General features: G+C 41.6%; 13 protein-coding genes and 3 pseudogenes. 4 read left to right on the forward strand and 12 right to left on the reverse strand.

All coding sequences use genetic code 11. From position 1 onward, the window contains the following. Positions 1–425 precede the first annotated feature (425 nt). The gene (locus tag H6G40_RS16970) at positions 426–1,514 is read right to left on the reverse strand and encodes a hypothetical protein (RefSeq protein ID WP_002734716.1); all 1,089 of its coding nucleotides are present in this window, start codon (positions 1,512–1,514) and stop codon (positions 426–428) included. 20 nt (positions 1,515–1,534) lie between these two features. Beyond that, a complete protein-coding gene (locus H6G40_RS16975) occupies positions 1,535–2,461 on the reverse strand; it encodes a trypsin-like peptidase domain-containing protein (RefSeq protein WP_190538031.1) in 927 nt (308 codons plus the stop codon). Between the two features lie 850 nt (positions 2,462–3,311). Between H6G40_RS16975 and H6G40_RS23410 the strand changes: the two are divergent. Beyond that, positions 3,312–3,507 (forward strand): annotated as a pseudogene (locus tag H6G40_RS23410) (hypothetical protein). Between the two features lie 31 nt (positions 3,508–3,538). Then, positions 3,539–4,165, forward strand: a complete 627-nt coding sequence (locus H6G40_RS16980; protein WP_069475582.1) for a hypothetical protein — start codon at positions 3,539–3,541, stop codon at positions 4,163–4,165. A gap of 272 nt (positions 4,166–4,437) precedes the next feature. On the opposite strand, the gene H6G40_RS16985 is transcribed toward H6G40_RS16980, so the two are convergent. The 4 genes and pseudogenes from H6G40_RS16985 to smpB form a co-directional block, all read right to left on the reverse strand. Further along, on the reverse strand, positions 4,438–5,043 hold the full coding sequence (locus H6G40_RS16985; RefSeq protein ID WP_123229997.1) for a Uma2 family endonuclease: 606 nt from the start codon (positions 5,041–5,043) through the stop codon (positions 4,438–4,440). A 675-nt stretch (positions 5,044–5,718) separates the two neighbouring features. Further along, positions 5,719–6,967 (reverse strand): annotated as a pseudogene (locus H6G40_RS16990) (ISNCY family transposase). A gap of 385 nt (positions 6,968–7,352) precedes the next feature. Beyond that, positions 7,353–7,901 carry a DUF2808 domain-containing protein gene (locus H6G40_RS16995; RefSeq protein WP_002754207.1) on the reverse strand — a complete coding sequence of 183 codons (549 nt, stop codon included), beginning with the start codon at positions 7,899–7,901 and terminating at the stop codon, positions 7,353–7,355. Between the two features lie 118 nt (positions 7,902–8,019). Then, complete coding sequence (gene smpB / locus H6G40_RS17000) at positions 8,020–8,484, reverse strand: SsrA-binding protein SmpB (protein WP_002732921.1); 465 nt, start codon at positions 8,482–8,484, stop codon at positions 8,020–8,022. Between the two features lie 216 nt (positions 8,485–8,700). Between smpB and psb29 the strand changes: the two genes are divergently transcribed. Then, positions 8,701–9,387 carry a photosystem II biogenesis protein Psp29 gene (gene psb29, locus H6G40_RS17005; protein ID WP_002732851.1) on the forward strand — a complete coding sequence of 229 codons (687 nt, stop codon included), beginning with the start codon at positions 8,701–8,703 and terminating at the stop codon, positions 9,385–9,387. Positions 9,388–9,524: 137 nt separating this feature from the next. Next, positions 9,525–10,661, forward strand: a complete 1,137-nt coding sequence (gene cofH, locus H6G40_RS17010; protein ID WP_190538033.1) for a 7,8-didemethyl-8-hydroxy-5-deazariboflavin synthase subunit CofH — start codon at positions 9,525–9,527, stop codon at positions 10,659–10,661. Between the two features lie 113 nt (positions 10,662–10,774). Here the strand turns inward: cofH and H6G40_RS17015 are convergent, their stop codons facing one another. The 6 genes and pseudogenes from H6G40_RS17015 to psaA form a co-directional block, all read right to left on the reverse strand. Further along, complete coding sequence (locus H6G40_RS17015; RefSeq protein WP_002733186.1) at positions 10,775–13,090, reverse strand: dynamin family protein; 2,316 nt, start codon at positions 13,088–13,090, stop codon at positions 10,775–10,777. A 12-nt stretch (positions 13,091–13,102) separates the two neighbouring features. Further along, entirely contained in the window at positions 13,103–13,894 is a 792-nt protein-coding gene (locus H6G40_RS17020; RefSeq protein ID WP_002733763.1) for a hypothetical protein, read from the reverse strand. Continuing rightward, positions 13,894–16,323, reverse strand: a complete 2,430-nt coding sequence (locus H6G40_RS17025; RefSeq protein WP_190538034.1) for a dynamin family protein — start codon at positions 16,321–16,323, stop codon at positions 13,894–13,896. The genes H6G40_RS17020 and H6G40_RS17025 overlap by 1 nt, the downstream gene beginning before the upstream one ends. Positions 16,324–16,419: 96 nt before the next feature. Further along, a pseudogene (locus H6G40_RS17030) lies at positions 16,420–16,908 on the reverse strand (DUF29 domain-containing protein); the annotation flags it as partial. A 54-nt stretch (positions 16,909–16,962) separates the two neighbouring features. After that, complete coding sequence (gene psaB / locus H6G40_RS17035; RefSeq protein ID WP_002732591.1) at positions 16,963–19,176, reverse strand: photosystem I core protein PsaB; 2,214 nt, start codon at positions 19,174–19,176, stop codon at positions 16,963–16,965. Positions 19,177–19,354: 178 nt separating this feature from the next. Continuing rightward, entirely contained in the window at positions 19,355–21,604 is a 2,250-nt protein-coding gene (gene psaA, locus H6G40_RS17040; protein WP_002734764.1) for a photosystem I core protein PsaA, read from the reverse strand. Between the last annotated feature and the right edge of the window lie 24 nt (positions 21,605–21,628).

A 21,628-nucleotide genomic window follows, 5' to 3' on the forward strand; every position in this document is an offset into this window, starting at 1 on the left:
TCTGATAAGTTTTGATAATCCATAATTTTGCTAATAAACATAGCAAAATTATAGATGATTTCCTGACCTAAGATCACATTTTATTCTTTTTTCCACTTCAATCTAAGAATTGAGAAAAAAGCAAAACCTTATATTATACCATAAAAAAATTATGCAAGAGGTCTACTGTAGTCTGGATGCGCCTTCTGGAATTGTCTACGAAGAACATAGCTGTATTGAAATAGGCAAATAATTGAATTAATAAAGCGTTGTTGGGGAAAAGTAACATAATCTGTCTGAGTTGAGTTAATCCCTCCCTAGCCTTCTGTTCAGTTAGCTCTAGTTCCTGATTCAGTTGCTCAACAAGAGCAGTAATTTCTGATGGAATAGACATTTATCCAATATTCATAATAATCATTAGGAATATAAATAATTATATCACCCTTTCACTTAAATAACCTTTCTAACCCTGCCAATTCCGCCTCCGTCTCTGCATCCACAGTTGGTAAAGGTCGCTGCATAATCGAATAAAGAGAGCGCTTTCCCTCCGTTACCCCTTGCAAGCCAATTTCCCGCAAATAATCCTCAACCTTCAGCACCATCGCACGGCGGTCAGATTTGGTCACATCAGCACTACGATAAATAGCTGCTCTAATCGCAGGCAATAGGGTCTTTTTGACCTCCTCATACTCTCCTTTAAAAACCGCATCTTGAGCCTGATTAACTAACTCTTTAATACCTTGCAATGACTCCCAATCCTGTGCTGTGCGCTTCTCAATCCGAAAGAGCATATAACTATAGCCTTCTAGGGGCTTGTTATCCCTCACAAACACCTTCGTCTGTCCCGGTGAACCTACCTTCAGACTGTCGTTAACCACGCAAAGCGTACTCCCATTAATTTGATTTTCTTCTGCCAAAATCGCCACAAAATACCCTGCTCTTAGGTCATTGTTTCCCCCTCCTCCCTCCTCCGAGAAAGTTTGTTGATACCCCAATTCTAACTGGCTATTCCCCGCACCAATTAAATCTTCAATGCCGCGATATACAGGTTCGGCAATCTTCAAGACTGATGAAAATTCTGGCACGGGCAATAACTGAGAAAACCGCCCCATCGTCTTGATAAACTTGCCAATGGGGTCACTCGCTGCCAAACTGAACAAACCCGCCTGTAACTCCACTAAACCCTCATTGAAAGGAAACAGAGGAGTCAGGGGATAGTTACACTGAATTACTCTGTCCAAGTTATCGGCTGCTAATTCTCGTAAATATCCTGGTTCAGCCAGATAGGGGACTGTAACGGGTTTGCCGCCGTAATTGAAGCGAATAGCAGCATGAACCACTGGATAACGCTGTTTAAACCAATCCACATCTCTTGCTAGGCGCATCTCCACCAACCAAAGGCGACAGTAAGCTTTTCCAGCTTTAATTCCCGTCCCATCATAAGCCACATCCACCCGATAATCTGGCAGGAAAAGTGCCTGATATTTCTTCGAGTCACGCCGGAACATTTCTGCAAAATCTTGCCACAAACTCATAAGCGCATTCCTTACCACGATTAAGATAGGTGAGATTCAATTTGAGTCCAGAAGCTACGCAGGGGAAGCCCTGATGTCGTTCCTGGGACGAGAGTTCGCCCCAAGATTCCTGGATGTCCGCGATGAATCGCCACCAATTTCCAGTCCCGATTGAAGATGGGCGCACCAGAGGATCCCTCGTCGGTACTAATATTGTGGTCGATGTAATCTTCTCCCACTTGCACTACCTGTCCCAATTCGGAAACCACAACGTGCTGTCCTTGGGGATGGTGGATCAGGCGAATTTCCTGCCCACTATCTAATATGGCATCAATCGAGATCGCCGTCTGTTGTTTCGGTTCACCTTTAACGGGGATTAAGGCATAATCTTCTCGACTGGAACGAGATGCACAATTGAGATCCAGTTCAAAGACATCGGAATCTAAATCGTAACTGTTAGGAGTGGAATTGAAGCGAACCCAAGCTTGTTGCGCCCGACTTTTAGTAAAAATGTGGTCACAGGTGAGTAATATTTTCTTGCCAATTAATACGCCAGTACCAATACCTGTACCTTTCGGTGATTCGATTCTACCAACCGTACTGCGGGCAGTTAAAGCTTTGAGGTTTTCTTCTCCCCTTTCTACTAATCTGGTGAATAAAGCCACATCTTTATCTGCTAGTTGATAAATTGGCGCTAACTCGCACAGGTGTTTGAGAAAGCGCACCATTGGATGATAGTCTAATCTTTGATTGGAGACGCAATAGGTTTTAAACGCTGCGACTAATGCCTGAGCAAATATATTAGGTTTAGTGTCCTGTCTCAGGTTGCTGATAAATGCCATATCGATACCAGCATTTTCTAGAACTTCTTGGCGATCACTGGCAACATTTACCCTAATAGCAAATGGATTGAGAGCTAAAATCAGGGATGTAACTTCCGTTTGCAGTAAGAAACTTTCTGGATTCATAATAAATTTTTGGGATGAGTTTGAATTAGCTTGAGAACCTAGGGTGAGAGAATCTCAAAAGCTATTGACAATTGGCCAATTTTGTAATCCGCATGGGCATTTCAGGTTATACCAGTCAATCAGAATAGTCACGAAATCGACCCATTTGGCTAATTTTTGCTTAACAATTGAGATGGACAATTCTCCTCAAATATACCTGAATCGTCCTCTGGGTAAGCGACTCACATAAAGTTCATTTTGTCAAGAATTGTTAAGATACGTTTACACTGCTTGAGAGCCAAGGCTAAGATTCGACTGGTTTTGATTATATTTGCTTGTGTTTTGAATTACTTTTTGTCGTTTTTGTGTTTTGTATTTTTCTATTTGTTCGATAGGTAGAGATAAGGTTTCCTCAATTTCTTGTCTAATATAATTACTAACGTTACGGACACTGGTTAAACACTCCCAGATCCCAGAGGGAGCATCTCATTTATGCAAGTGAGTAATTATACTTATTCCTAAAACTGTTTTCTAGCAAGGCTTTCAAAATAGCTTGACATAAAAACCTGATTTAGGGGTTGCAAAGGTGAGATGCTCCCGCTCCCAGAGTAATTGATTGACATTATAACCCACATTCCGCACCCTAAAGTGCCGGCTCTTCTGTTTCTCAGCAATTCTCAGTTTTAGACACAGCAAACCTTTTAGGGATTTAAAGAACATTTTAAAGGGGGATTTTTGGGGCAACTTTGGGTGTACTATCACGTCAGAAGCCCGAAAACTCGTGAAATGAAATTCGCCATCCCATTGAATTTTACCCCGTATTATGGGAACTAACTCCCAAAAGCCTTGCTACAGGGCAAATTTAGAATTGCTGTCTGTTTCTTCAGTTTGTGTTGTACAATGGACTGGGGTTATAAGAGATAGAACTCTTATAGAGAAAGACGTTTGGCGATTTTTATCAAGTATTTTGTCTGGAGCGAACTAATCAATTAAGTCTGTTGCCAGATAAGGATTTAGTCAATTTATGCCCTCTGATCGAATCATACCAAGTAACGAAGAACTGTTAAAAGGTATAATAAAAATAATGAGAAACGAATAATGGATACTAAAACTAATAAGAATATTGCTCCTAAAATTCGCAAATTGGCTGAGACAGCGAGGGAACTATACCAAACCAAATATGCCCTCAATGTCACAAGGCTCACCAGTCTCAAAAGTCTTTGCCAAGACGAAGAAGCCGCCGCTAATTTTGCACTGTACCTAGCTAAATTGGTAGTCAAACAGATGGAATCTAATCAAACTACTAGGTCTTTTCTTGGAGAAGAAGCTTGGACAGAACACTGCCAACTAATTAACCATGCTGTTGAAAAAATGGAAGATTACCTAGAAAGGCCAACTCCAGATAAAAGGCAGGATTTGTATAATTTGTTAACCCAACTAGAACAAATTCAAGGTTGGGAAAGACACATAAGATTTGGAACACCAATTCGTGTCATCAATAATAAATATGCCTTAATAATTGAAGATGCCCTGCGCTGTATGACAAGTTCAGATTATCCTTATTGGAGTTACCAAATGGCGAGAGATTATGCTGAACGCTATAACTCAAGCTGTGGCAGTGGACTAACTTCTGAATCCGCTCCTTTAGTCGCAGAAATTGCCGAGTTTTGGTGTCAATATTATTTTGGCAAAACTCTCACAGAGAAATTCCCTGATAAGAGTTGACATCAAAATAGAATAAAATTTAATAATTTTTATCTCCATACTGTTCAGGAGGTTGCCCTACTAATTCAGTAGGACAAGCTCTTGATTTTCTTCATTTAGAGGGGCTACATTTTTCCAGACCATCTCAAATTTCCATTCTTCGATTAAATCATAAATAAAAGTTAACTGACTTCTCGATGATAAGGATAAATCTCCTAATTTCCAACTATCAGTGTAAGGAGTAATTTCGGTAAAAGGATGGTAAATTTCTGTCGTGCAACGGGAGTGTCAAATCAACGAGGCATAACATCGTTGAGAGAGAGTTGAAGATCGGGAAAAATAGGAGAGGAAATCAGTTCTCCCAAACGGTATTGTTGTTGCCGATAAACTTCATCAAGTAGTTGGCAGACGGTAAAAGTGGGTTGTTTGGGTTTGCCGATAAAAGCAATTCCTCCTAATCCGCGATAATCGACGATCCAATATTCAGGAATTCCAAAAAGCGCGTATTCTTCCACCTTACGAGCGTAATCGGTCTCCCAATTGCTACTGACCACCTCGACAACTAATTGAATCGATCGGGGTAGGGTAATTACAGGTTCTTTGTCCCAGATGGGTTCTAGGGCGAGAACGGTCTCATCGAGAACGACAACATCGGGACGACGAGCCGTGGCCGCATCGGTAAAAGGACGGATCAGACAGGTTCGGGGAATGAACCAAGATTTTCGCGCTTTAATTAAAGCCATACCGATGTGGGTCGCTATTTTACCGCTAACCGTTTCATGCGGCCCGGTCGGTTCCATATCGATTAATTCTCCATCGGCTAATTCATAGCGAAATTCATTGCCATATTTTTGTAAAAAATCCTCGAATATCAGAGGTTTTTGGGATAGGTAAGTCATCTGCACTCCCGATGGCAAAGCCCCTCAAAATAACGATTTGTAATTAGTTGAATTATATACCAATTTTCAATCGTCGTGACTAACATCTAACCCACATTCCGCACCCTAAGTGTCACAACGTCTCAAAAGAGGAAGGGGCGTGAGCCAAAATACTTATCTAGAGGAGTTAGGGACTTGCGTGGGAATAATATCCCAGCCAGAAAATCGCTCTGTAGAAGAATCAGACCAGCTAGATGGCACAGGATCAAAGCGCAAGTCCCTTAGCTGCGGGGGCTCTGGAAGGCTCTCTCCCTACTTAGGGTGATCAGCAAACCTGATCGATCCGGAGGGCGCAAGCCTTGCGCCCCTACAGCAGCAATTCTCATTTTGAAAAAAATTCAGATAAAATTCTCTTATTTAAATAGAGAACTTGTGTAGAAGCATTATTTTTTGACAGATAATTATCATCCAACGCTGGAGATAGAAAGGTTTTAAGAACTTTGTCCATGAAAAATCGATTTCAACTCATAAATCTGGATGAAATTCTAACAAAATTTTTAGTTTTTTTTATAAACAACTTTCTTTTTCTCCTTCAAGAGTTCTGACATTTTCAACTAGAATTTACTTTTTTAAATGGGACATATTCGGTTAGAATAAATGAGAAAAATTCCGACCAATTCTTAAACCAAATAAATTTTAATAGGGTACGAATATCATTAAAGAAAGAAGTCCGAGTTACTAATAGCTCACGAATCTTTTGATAGGTGTAATTAACTAAATCCAAAACGGTATGAAATAAAAAAGCTAGTAAATTCAAAGACAATAAGAACTCGCACAAATGATTCTGACCATGACCAAAGTTATGCTCTAAATTATAACCGTGATTTTTAAGAACGTTATTGCCTTCATTTTCAACTTTCCATCTACTGCGTCCAGCTTTGACAATTTCTTCGACATTATTTTCCGTGATTTTATGATTAGTTATCCAATTATTTTGGTAAATAGTTTTCTGGGTTTTCTCATTAATAACAGTCACTTCACACCAATTAACTTCGAGACTTGAGTCGCCTTCTCTTAAGGGAACTCTAGAAGCATAACGATAACGATAAATTAGATTTTTTCGCCCATCCCATTGTTTCTTTTCAACGATCCTAACTTCGCCACTTTTTTCTAAAAATTCTAGCCATTCATATAAAGTTTTATGCGACGTTTCTAAACAAACAAAAATAAAACTATAACCTTGTTTTACCGCTAATTCACAAATAGGTTCGTGAGAATATAAGTCGTCTCCTAAAAGAGTTACAGGATAACCATACTTATTTTTATGATTCTTATTTAACCATCTTTTAACGGCCGCATTTTCACAGTCTTGTTCTTGATTTCCATCTTGTTTTTTAATGAATTCTGGCTCTAAATTAATTACTTGTTTTTGCTTAGGAGAAACCACCATAGGCGTGACACAGCCATGAAAATAAGTTGTAGTTCCATTTCGATGATTACGACAGTTACAATGAGGGCAATTAATTTTCTTGGATGAGAAATATTCTGTGCCATCTAACGCCACTAAAATTTCTCCATCTAAGTAGAGAAACTTTTCCAAAACTCCCTTTTCCTTTAACCATTGATAGACTTTTTGAAAAGTCCTAGAGACATTAGAGGCTGGCACTGGATCTAACAGATTTCTTATTTGATTATCCCCAGGAATTTTTTCAATTGAAAATAAACTTTCAGCATTATCTTTTCCCTTATTACTTTTCATTAAACGTTGATGGTTTAAAAAAGACGGCGACTGAGTAAAAAAGACTGAAAATGCAGCCATCACGGCATCTTCTACCTCATATTTTCTATTATTTCCAGGTTTTCTCTCCTCGGGTAAATCATCTAATTCTTGACGTAAAAATTGCATTAACTCCGAAACTTCTAGGGTTGCCGCTTTTTGAGCCATCTTGGAATAATTTGACGTGCTGGTGGATTTCTATCTCACCCATTTTACCTTAGCTGACAATAATTATAAATTTTTATTTCCCTTGAATTCCCTATTCTAAAAACAGAACTATCTTCCTGAATTAACCCCGTTCGTTCTCAGCCAACCCCTTTGATTGCTTGAGTATTTATACTTAATTTGTCCAACCAATTGTTTTTTTAGTGACCGCCTCTCCTCAAAAATAGTTACTTTGTACTATATTGCCCATGCCAAAATCGGGGTTAATGCTCTATTTATTTCAAAATGAGAATTGCTGCCCCTACAGTAACGGATTTTGTCCACAATGTAGGGGCGAACTGCGTTCGCCCAAAAGGTACATTATCAAAGCGCAAGTCCCATAAATAGTTTAAGGTTCAATACTGACAATCCAAGTACCGACGTAGAGACGGACGGGAATATTGCCAGAGGCAGTCACATCACAGGTAAAGTAATAAGTGCCTAATTCAGGATTTCTGACATTAGACATGACGATTTCAACTTTGCTGGTGGGATCGATCGCTTGTTCGGGGACAATTTGAATAACGCGACTATCCTTATCCCAAACCACTTCCTTTAAAGGTAAAGATTTGCCGTTGATGCGTACCTCGATTTTATTGGTGTCAAACTGGCCGTTAAAATAATCGGGATAGGAAATAAAAAAAGCTGAAGCCCCTTGGGAGAGTTTTTTCGCGGGAATATAGAGTTTATAACGATCCATTTGCTTGGGACGACCGCCAAATTGCAAAAAATAATCTAATATATCCTTGCGATCGACTCCACTAAAAATTGTTAGGCCAGGGTTGCCATTGGCTAAAGTTATTTTTGGTAAAATAATTCCCGCACCCACCCCTAAGGATAGAGCGATCAAAGCGGGTGTCCTAGCATATTTAATTACTTTTGTCAAGAGTTTTAACATAAATTTCAATCCAAGGTGAGGGGGATGGTGATGGCTGCAAGGAGCCGAATACAGTTCAACTCTAACAAAACTCGCTCGTTTCTTACCTAGACCTTTGCCAGTCCGATAAGTGTCTTGGTTAACGCTTCATCGCTCGTGCCATATCCCGTTGATCCTGACGACGTTTTAAATCTTCGCGTTTATCGTGTAATTTCTTGCCTCTACCGAGGCCAATGCTGATTTTTACCCAACTACCTTTAAAATACATCTTCAAAGGCACAAGAGTTAAGCCTTTCTGTTCCACTTGACCGATGAGTTTGCTGATTTCCTTTTTGTGCATCAACAATTTTCTCGTCCGGCGCGGGTCGTGATTAAAATATTCGCTACTCTGTTCGTAGGGGGAAATATGAACATTAATTAACACCGCTTCACCATTGCGGACTAAAACGTAACCATCCCGCAGGTTTACCTTACCAGCGCGCACAGATTTAACCTCGGTCCCCAGCAACTGCACCCCCGCTTCAAAAGTCTCTAAAATCTCGTAGAGATGGCGTGCTTGCCGGTTATCAGTGATAATTTTGATTTTGTCGTCTTGATTGGCCATATAGTCAAGTGAAAAGTGAAAAGTAAAAAAGCGATTGGTAGAGGCAGTATCGGCTAATTATCTCGATTTTTCCATATCCTTATCTTTATATCTTACTCGTTCTTTTGCTCTCTGGGGACTGACTGCTGGTGGCTCTTTGGTGATCACCGGCCTTGTCAGGGGGAACGAGAAGGGGGAAAATGAGAGCAGTGTTAAATTTTTATGAAGTTTGGTTCTGTGGACAAAATTCGTACTGTTTCCGATAGTAAGCGTGATTTTTATACTCGCCACACCCGCCCCATCAATTCGGTGTATCGGCGCGTGGTTGAGGAATTATTAGTCGAGATGCACCTGCTCTCTGTTAATGTAGATTTCCATTATGATCCAATTTATGCTCTTGGTGTGGTTACTTCTTTCGAGAAGTTCATGGAAGGCTATCGTCCGGGGGAAGATAAACCGAATATTTTTAATGCTTTGTGCCAAGCGGTTAACGGTAATCCCGAAGTCTATCGTCATGATGCCGAAAATATGATCGCTATTGCCAAAGAAACTAATATTGATTCCTTGCTTTCCCAACTGCAAAACCCTGCCCTAGGTGGTAACAATCAGTTGTCTGATAGTTTAGTTTCGGTGATCAACGCGGCTAAGTTTAAGTATAGTCGCCTGTTTGCCATCGGTCTTTATACTATTTTAGCCGAAGCACAACCAGACATAATCAAGGAAAAAGAAAAACGCGAACCAATTTTGCAAAAATTCTCAGAAATTCTGCATCTCTCCAGCGAAAAACTGCAAAAAGACCTCGATGTTTATCGCGGTAATCTCGATAAAATGGATCAGCTGCTCAAGGTTATCGAAGATGCTCTAGAAGCGGAAAAGAAAAAACGTCAACAAAAAGAACAGGAAAAACAAACCACCCTGCAATAAAGGCTCTCAACCGGAAATTACCGCGTGCAGACAAGGGAATAGGGAACAGAAAAAGGATTAAATCGGCTCTCTTTCTTTACTGTTCCTTCTGACCTCGTTCTACAATTAGGATCGGCAACCCTCAATATTTATTTCCCGTGACTAACTCCTCCATCACCGCACCCGTAACCGATATTTTGGCAAAAGCGCGGTCAGGGGCGAATTTATCGGCAAAAGAAGCGATTATCTTGCTAGAAACTACCGATAACCGTTTAATTGCCCAGATTCGGGAAACGGCCGACTTTTTGCGTCGTCAACAGGTGGGAGATACCGTCACCTACGTGATCAATCGCAACATTAATTTTAGTAACATTTGTGAGCAGCATTGCAGTTTTTGTGCATTCAGACGCGATGAAAATGAAGAAGGGGCCTTCTGGCTTAATTTAGAGGAAATTATCGCTAAAGCGGCGGATGCCGTCCGTCGTGGGGCGACAGAAATTTGTATGCAGGGAGGATTAAACCCAAAAGCCAAGATTAAGGGCAATTCCTTAGACTATTACCTCGAAATTGTTAAAAACCTGAAACAAGCTTTTCCTGACCTGCATTTACACGCTTTTTCGCCCCAAGAAGTCCAATTTATCGCTAGAGAAGACGGTTTAAGTTACGAAAAAGTTATCGCTTCCCTGCAAGAAGCAGGAGTGAATTCTCTACCGGGGACGGCTGCCGAAGTGTTAGTGGATGAGGTAAGACGGGTAATTTGTCCAGAAAAAATCGATGCCGCCACTTGGTTAGAAATAGTCGGTATTGCTCATCGCTTGGGGTTACATACCACCAGTACCATGCTCTGCGGTCATATTGAAACCCCTAGTCAACAGGTGCAGCACCTTGAAAAAATTAGAAAACAGCAAGAAATCGCCCTAGAAAATAATTATCCGGCTAAAATCACCGAATTTATTTTATTGCCTTTTGTGGGACAATCGGCCCCCAAACCCCTGAGAAATCGAGTCGGACGGGATCAACCAATTTTAGCCGATACATTAAAATTAACAGCAGTGGCGCGGATTTATCTGGGCAATAGCATTAAAAATCATCAACCCAGTTGGGTAAAATTGGGCTTACAGGGGGCGACAGAAGCCTTAAACTGGGGTTGCAACGATCTCGGTGGTACTCTCATGGAAGAACATATTACCACTATGGCCGGGGCCTTGGGCGGTACCTGTTTGACCCTCGAGGAGTTAGAAACGGCGATTAAATCCCTCGATCGCCCCGCCCGTCAACGGGATACAATCTATTAGAGTCTATTTAACCCGAATCCTGGATTAGCTGAAAGCTTGATCCTGTCCCGGGTTAAAACTTTCCTTCTCCCGTCCGAGTCCTGAGAAAATTCCCCTAACCCGAACTGACGTTATTAAGAGGAACTATTTCTTTTCAAGGCAATTGCCAATTGTCTCAGTCGTTCACTAACTTCTAAATTAAATTCTTGAGATTTCAAATTAGCGGGTAATTCTGCTACAAGCTGAGGATTCTCCTTATACCATTCGTTTTGGGCGACACCTGCCCATGTTCCTTCTTTTTCTCGAAAAATATCCACTAATCCTCTTAATTCTTGAATACAGTAGGACTCAAATCCTGCAGCTTCAAAAATACCATGGCGTAGATATTCTTCAAAAGCGTTAATATCATTAGTTACTTCAAAGGTAACAACCTCTCTGGGTGGGGTTAATTGGTCAGCCAAATCGATCCAATTAACCCCAACTGTATCTACCGTCATTCCGATAACGTTTTTGGCAATTTCTGTTACACCTAGCACCTGTTGACGAAGATTAGGATTAAAGAGTAAATCAGAACCATACTTAACGTATTTTTTTAAGACTCTAAAAGCAGGTTCATCTCCTTGATAATAGTTATCAATCAGTTCCACATCAACCCCTAAGGATTTGACAATTTGGCTGCGGGTATCACTGTTAACAGGACCGCGAATTAATGCTTCAGCAACGGGACGAGCAAATCTTAAAAATAACACTGATAAGCTATTTTCTAAGCGAGTTAAAAACTCCTGTTCTGAATAACCAATTAATCGTTCTTTTACTTGAGAACTTCCCCATAATAAGGAGGACATATAATCGACTAATTTTAAGGCTTCATCTTTTAATTCTGCCGCTAATTGTCGAGCAAGGGCATCCAAAAATTTTCTAACATCCCCATACAAGTCATCCCGCCAAGCATAATTAGCTTTTGCCTTGTCGAAGTCTGGAAAAGAATTTGCATCAAAAATAATTTCTTTTTTTCTTAAAGTTTCTTGTCTTAATTTTGCCATTTCACTGGCTAACAGTTGCCCATAGCGTTCTTTAAACTTTTCGATACTACTAGAAGATTCGTTATTAACTTTTTCTAAGGGTTTGTTAATGGCAGATGTTTCATAAAAGTTTTGTAAATCAGCTTTTATCTGTTCCCATTTTCTATGCCACCATTCTGAAAAATCAATTCTTCTTCTTTCCTCTTCAAAGCGTTGTGCTTCTTCAGGATTTTCGGGAAATCTTTGACTGACAAAATGGTGAATATCCTCTGAGGTGCTGACAATTTTATCAATGGAAGCTTCACAGCGTTTCTTGAGAATTGCTACTCGCTCAGTATTAATATAATTAAAGATTTTTTGTTTAATTTCAGGGATTCCTGTAGCTTGAGTTCTTAACATTTCATCATCTATAATTCCAGTCAAAGTTTTTAATTTATCTTGAATATTGCTGGCTTTTCCGATTTCTAATTGAGTAGGTTCTTCCGCCAGATTATTTAAGATTAAATAAGCTCCTGCTGAACCAGAAACAATGCGATTAACCGGTAAATTAGCGCGTTTTGACCAATCCTGAGAGGCTTCTGTAATATGAGTTTTAAGGGCTTCTGGGCTACCAAGAGAGTCAATATGACTTAAAAAGACAAATAACTTATCAGCAATGGTGACATTCTTATCACCTTGTTCGGTAAATTTAATAATTTCTAATTCGGCTTCTCTAATACTGCGAAAACGCTGAATCACGATGACTGCATCACAGTCTGATAACATTTGTTGTGCTTCATCAACGTGCTTGGCTAACCCAGAATCTGAACCAGGAACATCATAAAAGACGATTCCTTCTGCTTGAGCGAGTTTATTAGTATAAAGTCGTGCTTCTAGGACCGCATGGGCGTATTTTTCATCAGCAACGTATTTTTTTAGTTGTTCTCGGATGTCTTCTAGTCGAGTAAAAGGAATAACTAAATTACCTTCTCGTCTGACTTGTTTTAGGGTGATTTCGTTTTCTCTAATGGTGTTTAAGTCTTCTTTTGCGCCAACGGTTTCTAATTCTTTGAGAAGATGAATAAATTGTTCTTCGCTGCGGGTTTGCACTTCTAATCTTTGTTCAGATTCGCTTTTAACGGAATAAATTTGCGTGGTGGTAAAGGTACATCTTCCTCCTTTGGCAGGAAGTAAATCACATTCTAACCATGCGTTAATAAAGGTACTTTTTCCCGCCTTTTCTAAGCCAACCACAGCAATACGAAATTCTCTTTTTCTCAGTCTTTCGAGTTGACGGTTAGCAGGTATTGCCTCTTGCAGGAGGATTTCTGTTAATTTAGAGGGAACTTCAGCTTGGGGAAGTTTGGCTAAGTCAACGGCAAAATGTTGGATATTTAAGACATCACTGAGACGGGTTTCATAGTAGGATGAGGCCGATTTCCAATCCATTAAATTAACTCCTTAAATACGGTTGAATTCTCTGAGAATAGAGACATTTTTGAGAAACCCTATCTGTATAACTTTTCCTGTTACATTAAGTGGAAGTTCTCGCTTCATTCCATACTGAGTTTCTTTACCAATGATATTACCTCCATTTTTGAGATTAATTCTAACGTAGAATTTTAATCGACTTTCAGGAGAGCGTCCTTCCTCCGGTATAGTCTCTACAGATATTTTTTTATACTCTGGCACACATAAAAATTCTGTAGCACAATCAATTAATCTTACAACATCATCTCTATTAAGATCATACCCTTCATGTAAATTATAAACTTCTGATGCAGGAACAGCTAGACATAAAGAAGCTGTCGGACTAATTTCATTTTTAGAACGAGTCCTTTGTAGATATTTAAAACAAGTAAATGCCCCTACCATTAAACAAGCTACTGTAATAATTAATTCCATTTGGCGTTCTTCCTTTGATTGATTTGATTTTGTTAGATCAACGTTATCTAAGATATCACTTATGCCAGTTGCAAGATTTGTTGAATTAAAGTCCCCGAATTTAAGCCTTTCTACATAAACGAGCTTTGTTACATCATTAAGAAATTCACCAGACAACCTTTTATCTTCATCTAAACAAGAGGATTGATTAATTCCAAAATAACGACATAGATCATCTCTCTGAGATTCTTCTCTTTCAAGAATAATACTTAAAACATGATAGAGTACACCTCCTTTTTTAGATTTTATTTTTGGATACACAATTGCAAAAACATCTTTACAAATACTCGAAAAATATTTATTATTCACTAATTCACCTCCTCTTTTTCAAAATTTTCTAATTCCGCAAGGCTTTGTTCTAAAAATTTAGCTCTTTCTTGGATAGGTTTCCATATAATTTGTGTTTCCTCGTAGTTAGTAGTTATTTCCTGTTGAGCTTTTTCTAGGCTGGCTAAATAGCTATTAAAAATGTCATGGGTTTTATGATCTACATTTTTTTTTAAATTATCAATCTGTTCTAATAGCCATTCAAACATTGAACATAACATTTCAGGTTCGCCCTGTTGCTGGAATTGATGAATCCAATTCTGTAAAAGAGTTTCAGTGCTTGGAATTTCTGCAATCATGCTTTCCTTTTTTTTCATCCATAGCCAGTGTTTAAAACTTCTGTAAGTACCAGAACTGATTTCAATATCAGACTCCAAATTAAAATCAAATTCCAGTTTTCTAGTAAATGTATTAAGTTCAGATTGTGGAAATTTTATAACAAAATTTGGTGCTTTTTCTTCAGCACCCTTTTCTATATGTTTAATATGAAATCTAAACAATTCAGCTACAGATTCCTCTATTCTGTTAATCTCCTGAGCAGACACTCTCTTTAATATTTGCGATAATATGATAGTTAGATTAATTGATAAATTATTTAACTCTTTTTTAATTATTTGAAGACTTAATTTCTCTTTATCCCTTTTTGCTGTGATTAATAAACCATTTCTTGCATCTGAACCTGTATAGCCCAATTGAATCAGGATATCCAAGTTGTTTTTTAGCATATTAACCTGATTAACATTGGCCTTTTTAAAGTTGATATTGTCCAAATCAACTCTGCCATTATCTAAAGATTTAACTACTGCTTCTAAGACGTTTCTAATAACAGTCTTTAGTGCCTCTCTCCACTCAACTAAGGGAACTAATTTCTCTTGAATTTGGTCATAAGGGGGAGTAAATTGAAGTTCATTGATAGCCTCTCTTAAACTAGCTACTAAATTATCGGCTGTTTTGGTATCAATATCTAATTTTTCAAAAACGGCTAGAGGCTGTCTTAATTTGGCATCACTAGCTTGGAGAAAAGAATCAAGATTTTCTTTTGTTTGTGATAACAATTCAGATTCTTGCTGATAATTTTCTTCCGAACTGTTAAGAATTGCCGTAGTAGTTTGTACTGCCCATTGTGCAATACTATTTCCCGCCGCTACATTAAATTTTTCTATAGCTTGGGGAATAACTAATTTAGGAAAATGTTCTGCTATGTGCTTGCTTAGTTTCTTTTCAAATTCTTCTGCATAGGATTGTTTGAATAACTCTTTGGCAATTTGTTCTTGTTGAGAGATAGTCCATTGTTTAGCATCAAGACTTAAGTTTCCTCGCTTCATGATTTCTTTAATTAAAACTTGAAAGTTATCTATGGCTTGCTCATAGGGTTTTAATACTTTCTCAAGTCTAGTTTGATCATACTCTGACCAATTTTCCTCTCTTTTAGGTAATTCCTCTAACAGATCCTGAAGCAATTTCTTATTATCCTGAATTTGTAAAGCCAATAAAGCTGGCCATGTACTCAGTTTTACAATTCTCAAATTTTCAATATCTTTTGTATATTCTCTTAAATTCTCGATCAGTTTTTCCTTAATGTTTTCAGTCGTTTCTTCAACAAACTCACTTTCACTTTCTTGCCAATCATCATCTGATCTGAATATATCAATACGATTTAAAATAAATAGCATTCGTGCAGGAGAGCCGCCTAAATCTTTAACTTGATCAACAACTTCTGATAACAGATTATCAACTTTATAAGGATCTGTTTCTGCGCTGTTATATGTTACTAAACATAAAGCTTCACGACATTGTTTGATAATCCCAATATTTCCCTCATCTCCTACATAAGATAACCCGGGTAAATCTAATAATTTAACTCTAACCCCTTTAGGCAATTCTAAGAAACTTTCATCTTTAACCAGTCTAAAAGGATAATAAATAATAGATCGAGGATAAGCTAAATCAGGTTGTTTTTTTCTGGCTTTAATATAAGCCTTCATTAACTGTTTTAAGCGACTATAAATATCTTCGTCGCTAATCTTTTCCCATTTCCCGCATTCCCACAACGCCCCCGGTGTTTTTTCAATAATTAAAGTCTTTTCTTCGCTATACTCAATGGTAACTGTTCCTGCACTCATTTCTCGCTGTGCCATCGGCACAATATCAGCACCACAGAGGAAATTAACTAGGGTACTCTTCCCACTGCTCGTCGTGCCAGTCGTCGCTAAAATCAGGGTAGGATGGCGCAATTCATTGATTAAAACTTCTAAAGCTTTCTCTAGATTACTAGAAAGTTCGTGGATTTCACCATGATAGGATTCAGGCAAATGCTGAATAATCTCCGTTTTGAAGTCACCCCAATAACCCGCTAGAAGGTTAGCTTTATTTTCCACTGCTTGGAAAACTTCGTAAGATTTTTGACCCATAATACTCTATCGCTGACAGAATAAGCTGATTCAAGAATAAGCCACAACTTCATTATAACGATAATTTTCTTTCTTGCCTTTAATTCTCGTGTTCTGAACTGGTAAAAAATCAAAATCTATAATTTCTGCAAAGGTATAAGGACAAACTTGCGGAAACGTATCAACAGATAAACCAGTTTTTTTGATCACCGATCGCTTGGCTTTATCATAAATTATATCTAGCCTAGAAGCCCCATAATTGTAGAGGGTTTTTGACTGGAATAAAATTTCTAGTTCTAGACGAAAATTATCGATTTCATCGGCCCATCCCCAGCCACAATTACCTTTTTCAGTCAGCCAATACTGATACATTAATAAATGTTTAACGGTTTGAATTAGATAGCTTTCCACTTGGTTTCTTTGTTCTCGCCCCAAATCTTCTATCTCCGTTAAAAGATGTTCCCAATCTAAATTTTTCATCTCCCCGCGTCGAATTTGTTCGGTGGTTCGCTCAATCCACAAAACAAAGTCCTGATCATAAAGCTGTTTTAATTCTTCCCACTGCATAGATTTTTGAGATTGAGCCGCGCTTTTATGATCAATCATAAACAAAACCCCCCACCAATGGGCGGGGGGTTTTTTAGTCACCTAATTCAAGGTTTAGCCGAACTTGCCAGCAGTGGAAGCGATCAAGAAGGCGGCGTAGGTGAAGATATAGCCAACGGTGAAGTGAGCTAAACCAACCAAACGAGCCTGAACGATCGAGAGAGCCACGGGTTTGTCTTTCCAACGAACGAGGTTCGCCAGAGGAGTGCGTTCGTGAGCCCAAACGATAGTTTCGATCAACTCTTGCCAGTAACCACGCCAAGAGATCAGGAACATGAAACCGGTTGCCCAAACGAGGTGTCCAAAGAGGAACATCCAGGCCCAGACAGAAAGGTTATTAACACCGTAGGGGTTGTAACCGTTGATTAACTGAGCCGAGTTAGCCCAGAGGTAATCGCGGAACCAGCCCATCAGGTAGGTGGAGTTTTCGTTAAACTGAGCCACGTTACCCGACCAGACACCGAGGTGTTTCCAGTGCCAGTAGAAGGTTAACCAACCCAAGGTGTTCAACATCCAGAACATGGCTAGGTAGAAGGAATCCCAAGCAGAGATGTCGCAAGTACCGCCACGGCCGGGACCGTCGCAAGGGAAGGAATACCCGAAGTCTTTTTTATCGGGCATTAATTTGGAACCACGAGCGTCTAAAGCACCTTTAACCAGGATTAGAACGGTGGTGTGTAAACCAAGAGCGATCGCATGGTGAACGAGGAAGTCGCCAGGACCGATGGTTAAGAAGAGGGAGTTAGTGCCGCTATTGATCGCGTCTAGCCAACCGGGTAACCAAACATCACCGTAGTTGGGATAGGCGGTGTAAGCGATACTATCGGGGTTAGACAACAGTACGTTCATGCCGTACAGGGTTTTACCCGAAGCTGCTTGCACGAATTGAGCGAACACAGGTTCGATCAGGATTTGTTTTTCGGGAGTACCGAAAGCGACGACCACATCGTTATGAACGTAGAGGCCGAGGGTGTGGAAACCTAAGAAAAGGGAAACCCAGCTTAGGTGAGAGATGATCGCTTCTTTATGCTCCAGCATCCGCGCCAGCACGTTATCTTTGTTCGCTTCGGGATCATAGTCACGCACGAAGAAGATAGCACCGTGAGCGAAAGCACCCACCGCTAGGAAACCAGCGATGTATTGGTGGTGCGTATAAAGAGCCGCTTGGGTAGTGTAGTCCTTAGCGATAAAGGCATAAGGGGGTAGCGCGTACATATGCTGCGCCACCAGAGAGGTGATCACGCCTAAAGAAGCGAGAGCCAAACCGAGTTGGAAGTGGAGAGAGTTGTTAACCGTGTCATAAAGATTTTTGTGACCGGCTCCTAACTTACCACTGGGTGGTCTGTGTGCATTGAGGATGTCCTTGATGCTGTGACCGATGCCCCAGTTGGTGCGGTACATATGACCAGCCACAATGAAGATCACAGCGATCGCCAAGTGGTGGTGAGCCATATCGGTTAACCAGAGGGACTCGGTTTGGGGATGGAAACCACCTAAGAAGGTGAGGATCGCAGTTCCCGCGCCTTGGGCAGTACCGAAAATGTGGTTAGCAGTATCGGGGTTTTCTGCATACACACTCCAGTCACCGGTGAAGAAGGGTAGTAAACCCGCCGGGTGGGGGGGAGTGGAGAGGAAGTTGTCCCAACCAACGTGCTGACCGCGGGATTCGGGGATAGCAACGTGAACGAGGTGTCCGGTCCAAGCCAGAGAGCTAACACCGAACAGAGCGGCGAGGTGGTGGTTCAGGCGAGATTCAGCGTTTTTGAACCAAGCGAGGCTAGGACGGAACTTAGGTTGTAAGTGTAACCAGCCAGCAAAGAGGAAAATCGCCGAGAGAATCAGCAGGAACACCGCACCTTGGTATAGGTCTTGGTTGGAGGTCATACCGATGGTGTAGAACCAGTGGTAAACCCCGGAATAGGCGATGTTAACAGGGTTAGAAGCGCCAGCTTGGGTGAAGGCATCTACAGCGCCTTTACCGAACTGGGGATCCCAAATCGCGTGGGCGATGGGACGGATGTTTAAGGGATCTTTGATCCACTGCTCGAAGTTACCTTGCCAAGCGACGTGGAATATAGTGCCGGAAGTCCACAGGAAAATGATTGCAATGTGGCCGAAGTGCGACGCGAAAATCTTTTGGTAGAGATTCTCTTCCGTCATGCCATCATGACTTTCAAAATCGTGGGCTGTGGCGATCCCGTACCAAATCCGACGGGTGGTCGGATCTTGGGCTAGATCTTGGCTAAATTTAGGGAATTTAGTTGCCATAGCTGTTTAGGAAATTCTCCTCTCTAAATAACTGAGGCTCTTACACGAGTGCTGGTTATTTCCTTTTTTCAATTCACCCACTGTAATAGGAAACGCTTACAGAGGTATCGGTCAATCGACGCTTGTTCAGCCTAGTCTTGCCAATCCCCGGGGGACTGGCAAGCCCTTATAGGCAAGTTTAGCCAATCGAGAGACTTCTGGCCAAGAAGAATGCCCAAGTGGTGACAATACCGCCTAAGAGGTAGTGAGCCACACCAACGGCACGACCTTGAATGATGCTCAGGGCGCGAGGTTGGATAGCGGGGGCAACTCTTAACTTGTTGTGCGCCCAGACGATCGACTCGATTAATTCTTGCCAGTAGCCGCGACCACTGAACAGGAACATCAAGCTAAACGCGAAGACGAAGTGACCGGCTAGGAACATGATTCCGTAGGCAGACAGAGCGGAGCCATAGGAATTAATGACTTGCGCTGCTTGCGCCCAGAGGAAATCGCGTAACCAACCGTTGATGGTGATGGCACTTTGGGCGAAGTTACCAAGGGTAACGTGGGTGACAGTGCCATCGGGGGCGACGGTTCCCCAGACATCGGACTGCATTTTCCAGCTAAAGTGGAAGATTACGACCGAGATGGAGTTGTACATCCAGAACAGGCCGAGGAAGACGTGATCCCAACCCGAAACTTGGCAGGTACCGCCGCGACCGGGACCATCGCAGGGGAAACGGAAACCGAGATTCGCTTTATCGGGAATCAGACGGGAACCACGAGCGTAGAGAACCCCTTTGAGGAGAATCAACACGGTGACATGGATGGTGAAGGCGTGGATGTGATGCACGAGGAAATCGGCAGTACCGAGAGTGATCGGCATCATGGCCACTTTGCCACCCACTGCTACCACGTCGCCACCGAAAGCATAACTAGCGGTAGTGAGAGCGTTAGGAGCGGTGTTGCCGGGGGCTAGGGTGTGGAGACTTTGTACCCATTGGGCAAAGATGGGTTGTAGTTGAATTCCCGTATCCGAGAACATATCTTGGGGACGACCAAAAGCCCGCATGGTGTCGTTGTGAATGTATAAACCGAAGCTATGGAAGCCGAGGAAAATACATACCCAGTTCAGGTGGGAGATAATTGCGTCGCGATGACGGATCACCCGATCGAGCAGGTTATCCACGTTTTTGGCCGGATCGTAGTCCCGTACCATGAAGATCGCTCCGTGCGCTCCCGCACCGACGATTAAGAAGCCACCGATCCAAGTGTGGTGAGTAAACAAGGATAGTTGGGTGGCGTAGTCAGTCGCCTGATAGGGATAGGGCGGCATGGCGTACATATGGTGGGCCACGATGATGGTTAGCGAACCTAAGAGAGCCAGGTTAATCGCTAACTGAGCGTGCCAAGAGGTGGTCAGGATTTCGTACAGTCCTTTGTGACCTTGACCGGTGAAGGGACCTTTGTGGTTTTCGAGGATTTCCTTCATGCTGTGACCGATACCCCAGTTGGTACGGTACATATGACCAGCAATGATGAACAATACAGCGATCGCCAAGTGATGGTGAGCGGTATCGGAAAGCCAGAGACCACCAGTCACGGGGTTCAAGCCACCTTTGAAGGTGAGGAAATCCGAGTAAGCACCCCAGTTAAGGGTAAAGAAGGGGGTCAAACCCTGGGCGAAACTGGGATATAAATCCGCCATCTTGCTCGGTTCGAGAATGAACTCGTGGGGCAAGGGGATGTCTTGGGGAGCGACTCCCGCATCGAGGAGTTTGTTCACCGGTAAAGAAACGTGAATCTGATGACCGGCCCAACCTAGGGAACCTAAGCCGAGTAAACCCGCCAAGTGGTGGTTCATCATCGATTCCACGTTTTGGAACCATTCCAGTTTCGGTGCGCTTTTGTGGTAATGGAACCAACCAGCAAACAGCATCAGGCCCGCCATCACTAAACCACCGATAGCGGTGCAGTATAGCTGATAGCTGTTGGTGAACCCGGAGGCGCGCCAGAGGTAGAACAGACCAGAGGTGATCTGAATACCGTGGAAACCACCGCCCACATCGCCGTTGAGGATGCCTTGACCGACGATCGGCCAGACCACTTGGGCGCTGGGTTTGATGGCCAGCGGGTTGGTTAACCAAGCTTCATAGTTAGAAAATTTCGCGCCGTGGAAGTACATTCCACTTAGCCAAACGAAGACAACGGCGAGATGTCCGAAGTGGGCGCTGAAGATTTTCCGAGAAATATCTTCTAGATCGCTGGTTTGACTATCAAAATCGTGGACGTTGGCGTGTAGGTTCCAAATCCAGGTAGTGGTTTTGGGTCCTTTGGCTAAAGTGCGATCAAAATGCCCCGGTTGACCCCACTTCTCAAAGGAAGTAGGTACTGGGTCTTTATCTACAATCACTTTAGCTACCGCCTCTTTGGGGGGGAGTGCCATGAGGATTCTCCTCTCTCGACAATA

Origin of the sequence: Microcystis viridis FACHB-1342, assembly GCF_014698335.1 — a bacterium.
Classification (GTDB): domain Bacteria; phylum Cyanobacteriota; class Cyanobacteriia; order Cyanobacteriales; family Microcystaceae; genus Microcystis; species Microcystis ichthyoblabe_A.

What these genes read in the sequence shown, in the direction of transcription:
- psaB (WP_002732591.1), bottom strand. Translation starts at nt 19,176, where the DNA reads ATGGCAACTAAATTCCCTAAATTTAGCCAAGATCTAGCCCAAGATCCG.
- H6G40_RS16985 (WP_123229997.1), bottom strand. Translation starts at nt 5,043, where the DNA reads ATGACTTACCTATCCCAAAAACCTCTGATATTCGAGGATTTTTTACAA.
- H6G40_RS16980 (WP_069475582.1), top strand. Translation starts at nt 3,539, where the DNA reads ATGGATACTAAAACTAATAAGAATATTGCTCCTAAAATTCGCAAATTG.
- H6G40_RS16970 (WP_002734716.1), bottom strand. Translation starts at nt 1,514, where the DNA reads ATGAGTTTGTGGCAAGATTTTGCAGAAATGTTCCGGCGTGACTCGAAG.
- H6G40_RS17025 (WP_190538034.1), bottom strand. Translation starts at nt 16,323, where the DNA reads ATGGGTCAAAAATCTTACGAAGTTTTCCAAGCAGTGGAAAATAAAGCT.
- smpB (WP_002732921.1), bottom strand. Translation starts at nt 8,484, where the DNA reads ATGGCCAATCAAGACGACAAAATCAAAATTATCACTGATAACCGGCAA.
- H6G40_RS16995 (WP_002754207.1), bottom strand. Translation starts at nt 7,901, where the DNA reads ATGTTAAAACTCTTGACAAAAGTAATTAAATATGCTAGGACACCCGCT.
- H6G40_RS17015 (WP_002733186.1), bottom strand. Translation starts at nt 13,090, where the DNA reads ATGGATTGGAAATCGGCCTCATCCTACTATGAAACCCGTCTCAGTGAT.
- H6G40_RS16975 (WP_190538031.1), bottom strand. Translation starts at nt 2,461, where the DNA reads ATGAATCCAGAAAGTTTCTTACTGCAAACGGAAGTTACATCCCTGATT.
- psaA (WP_002734764.1), bottom strand. Translation starts at nt 21,604, where the DNA reads ATGGCACTCCCCCCCAAAGAGGCGGTAGCTAAAGTGATTGTAGATAAA.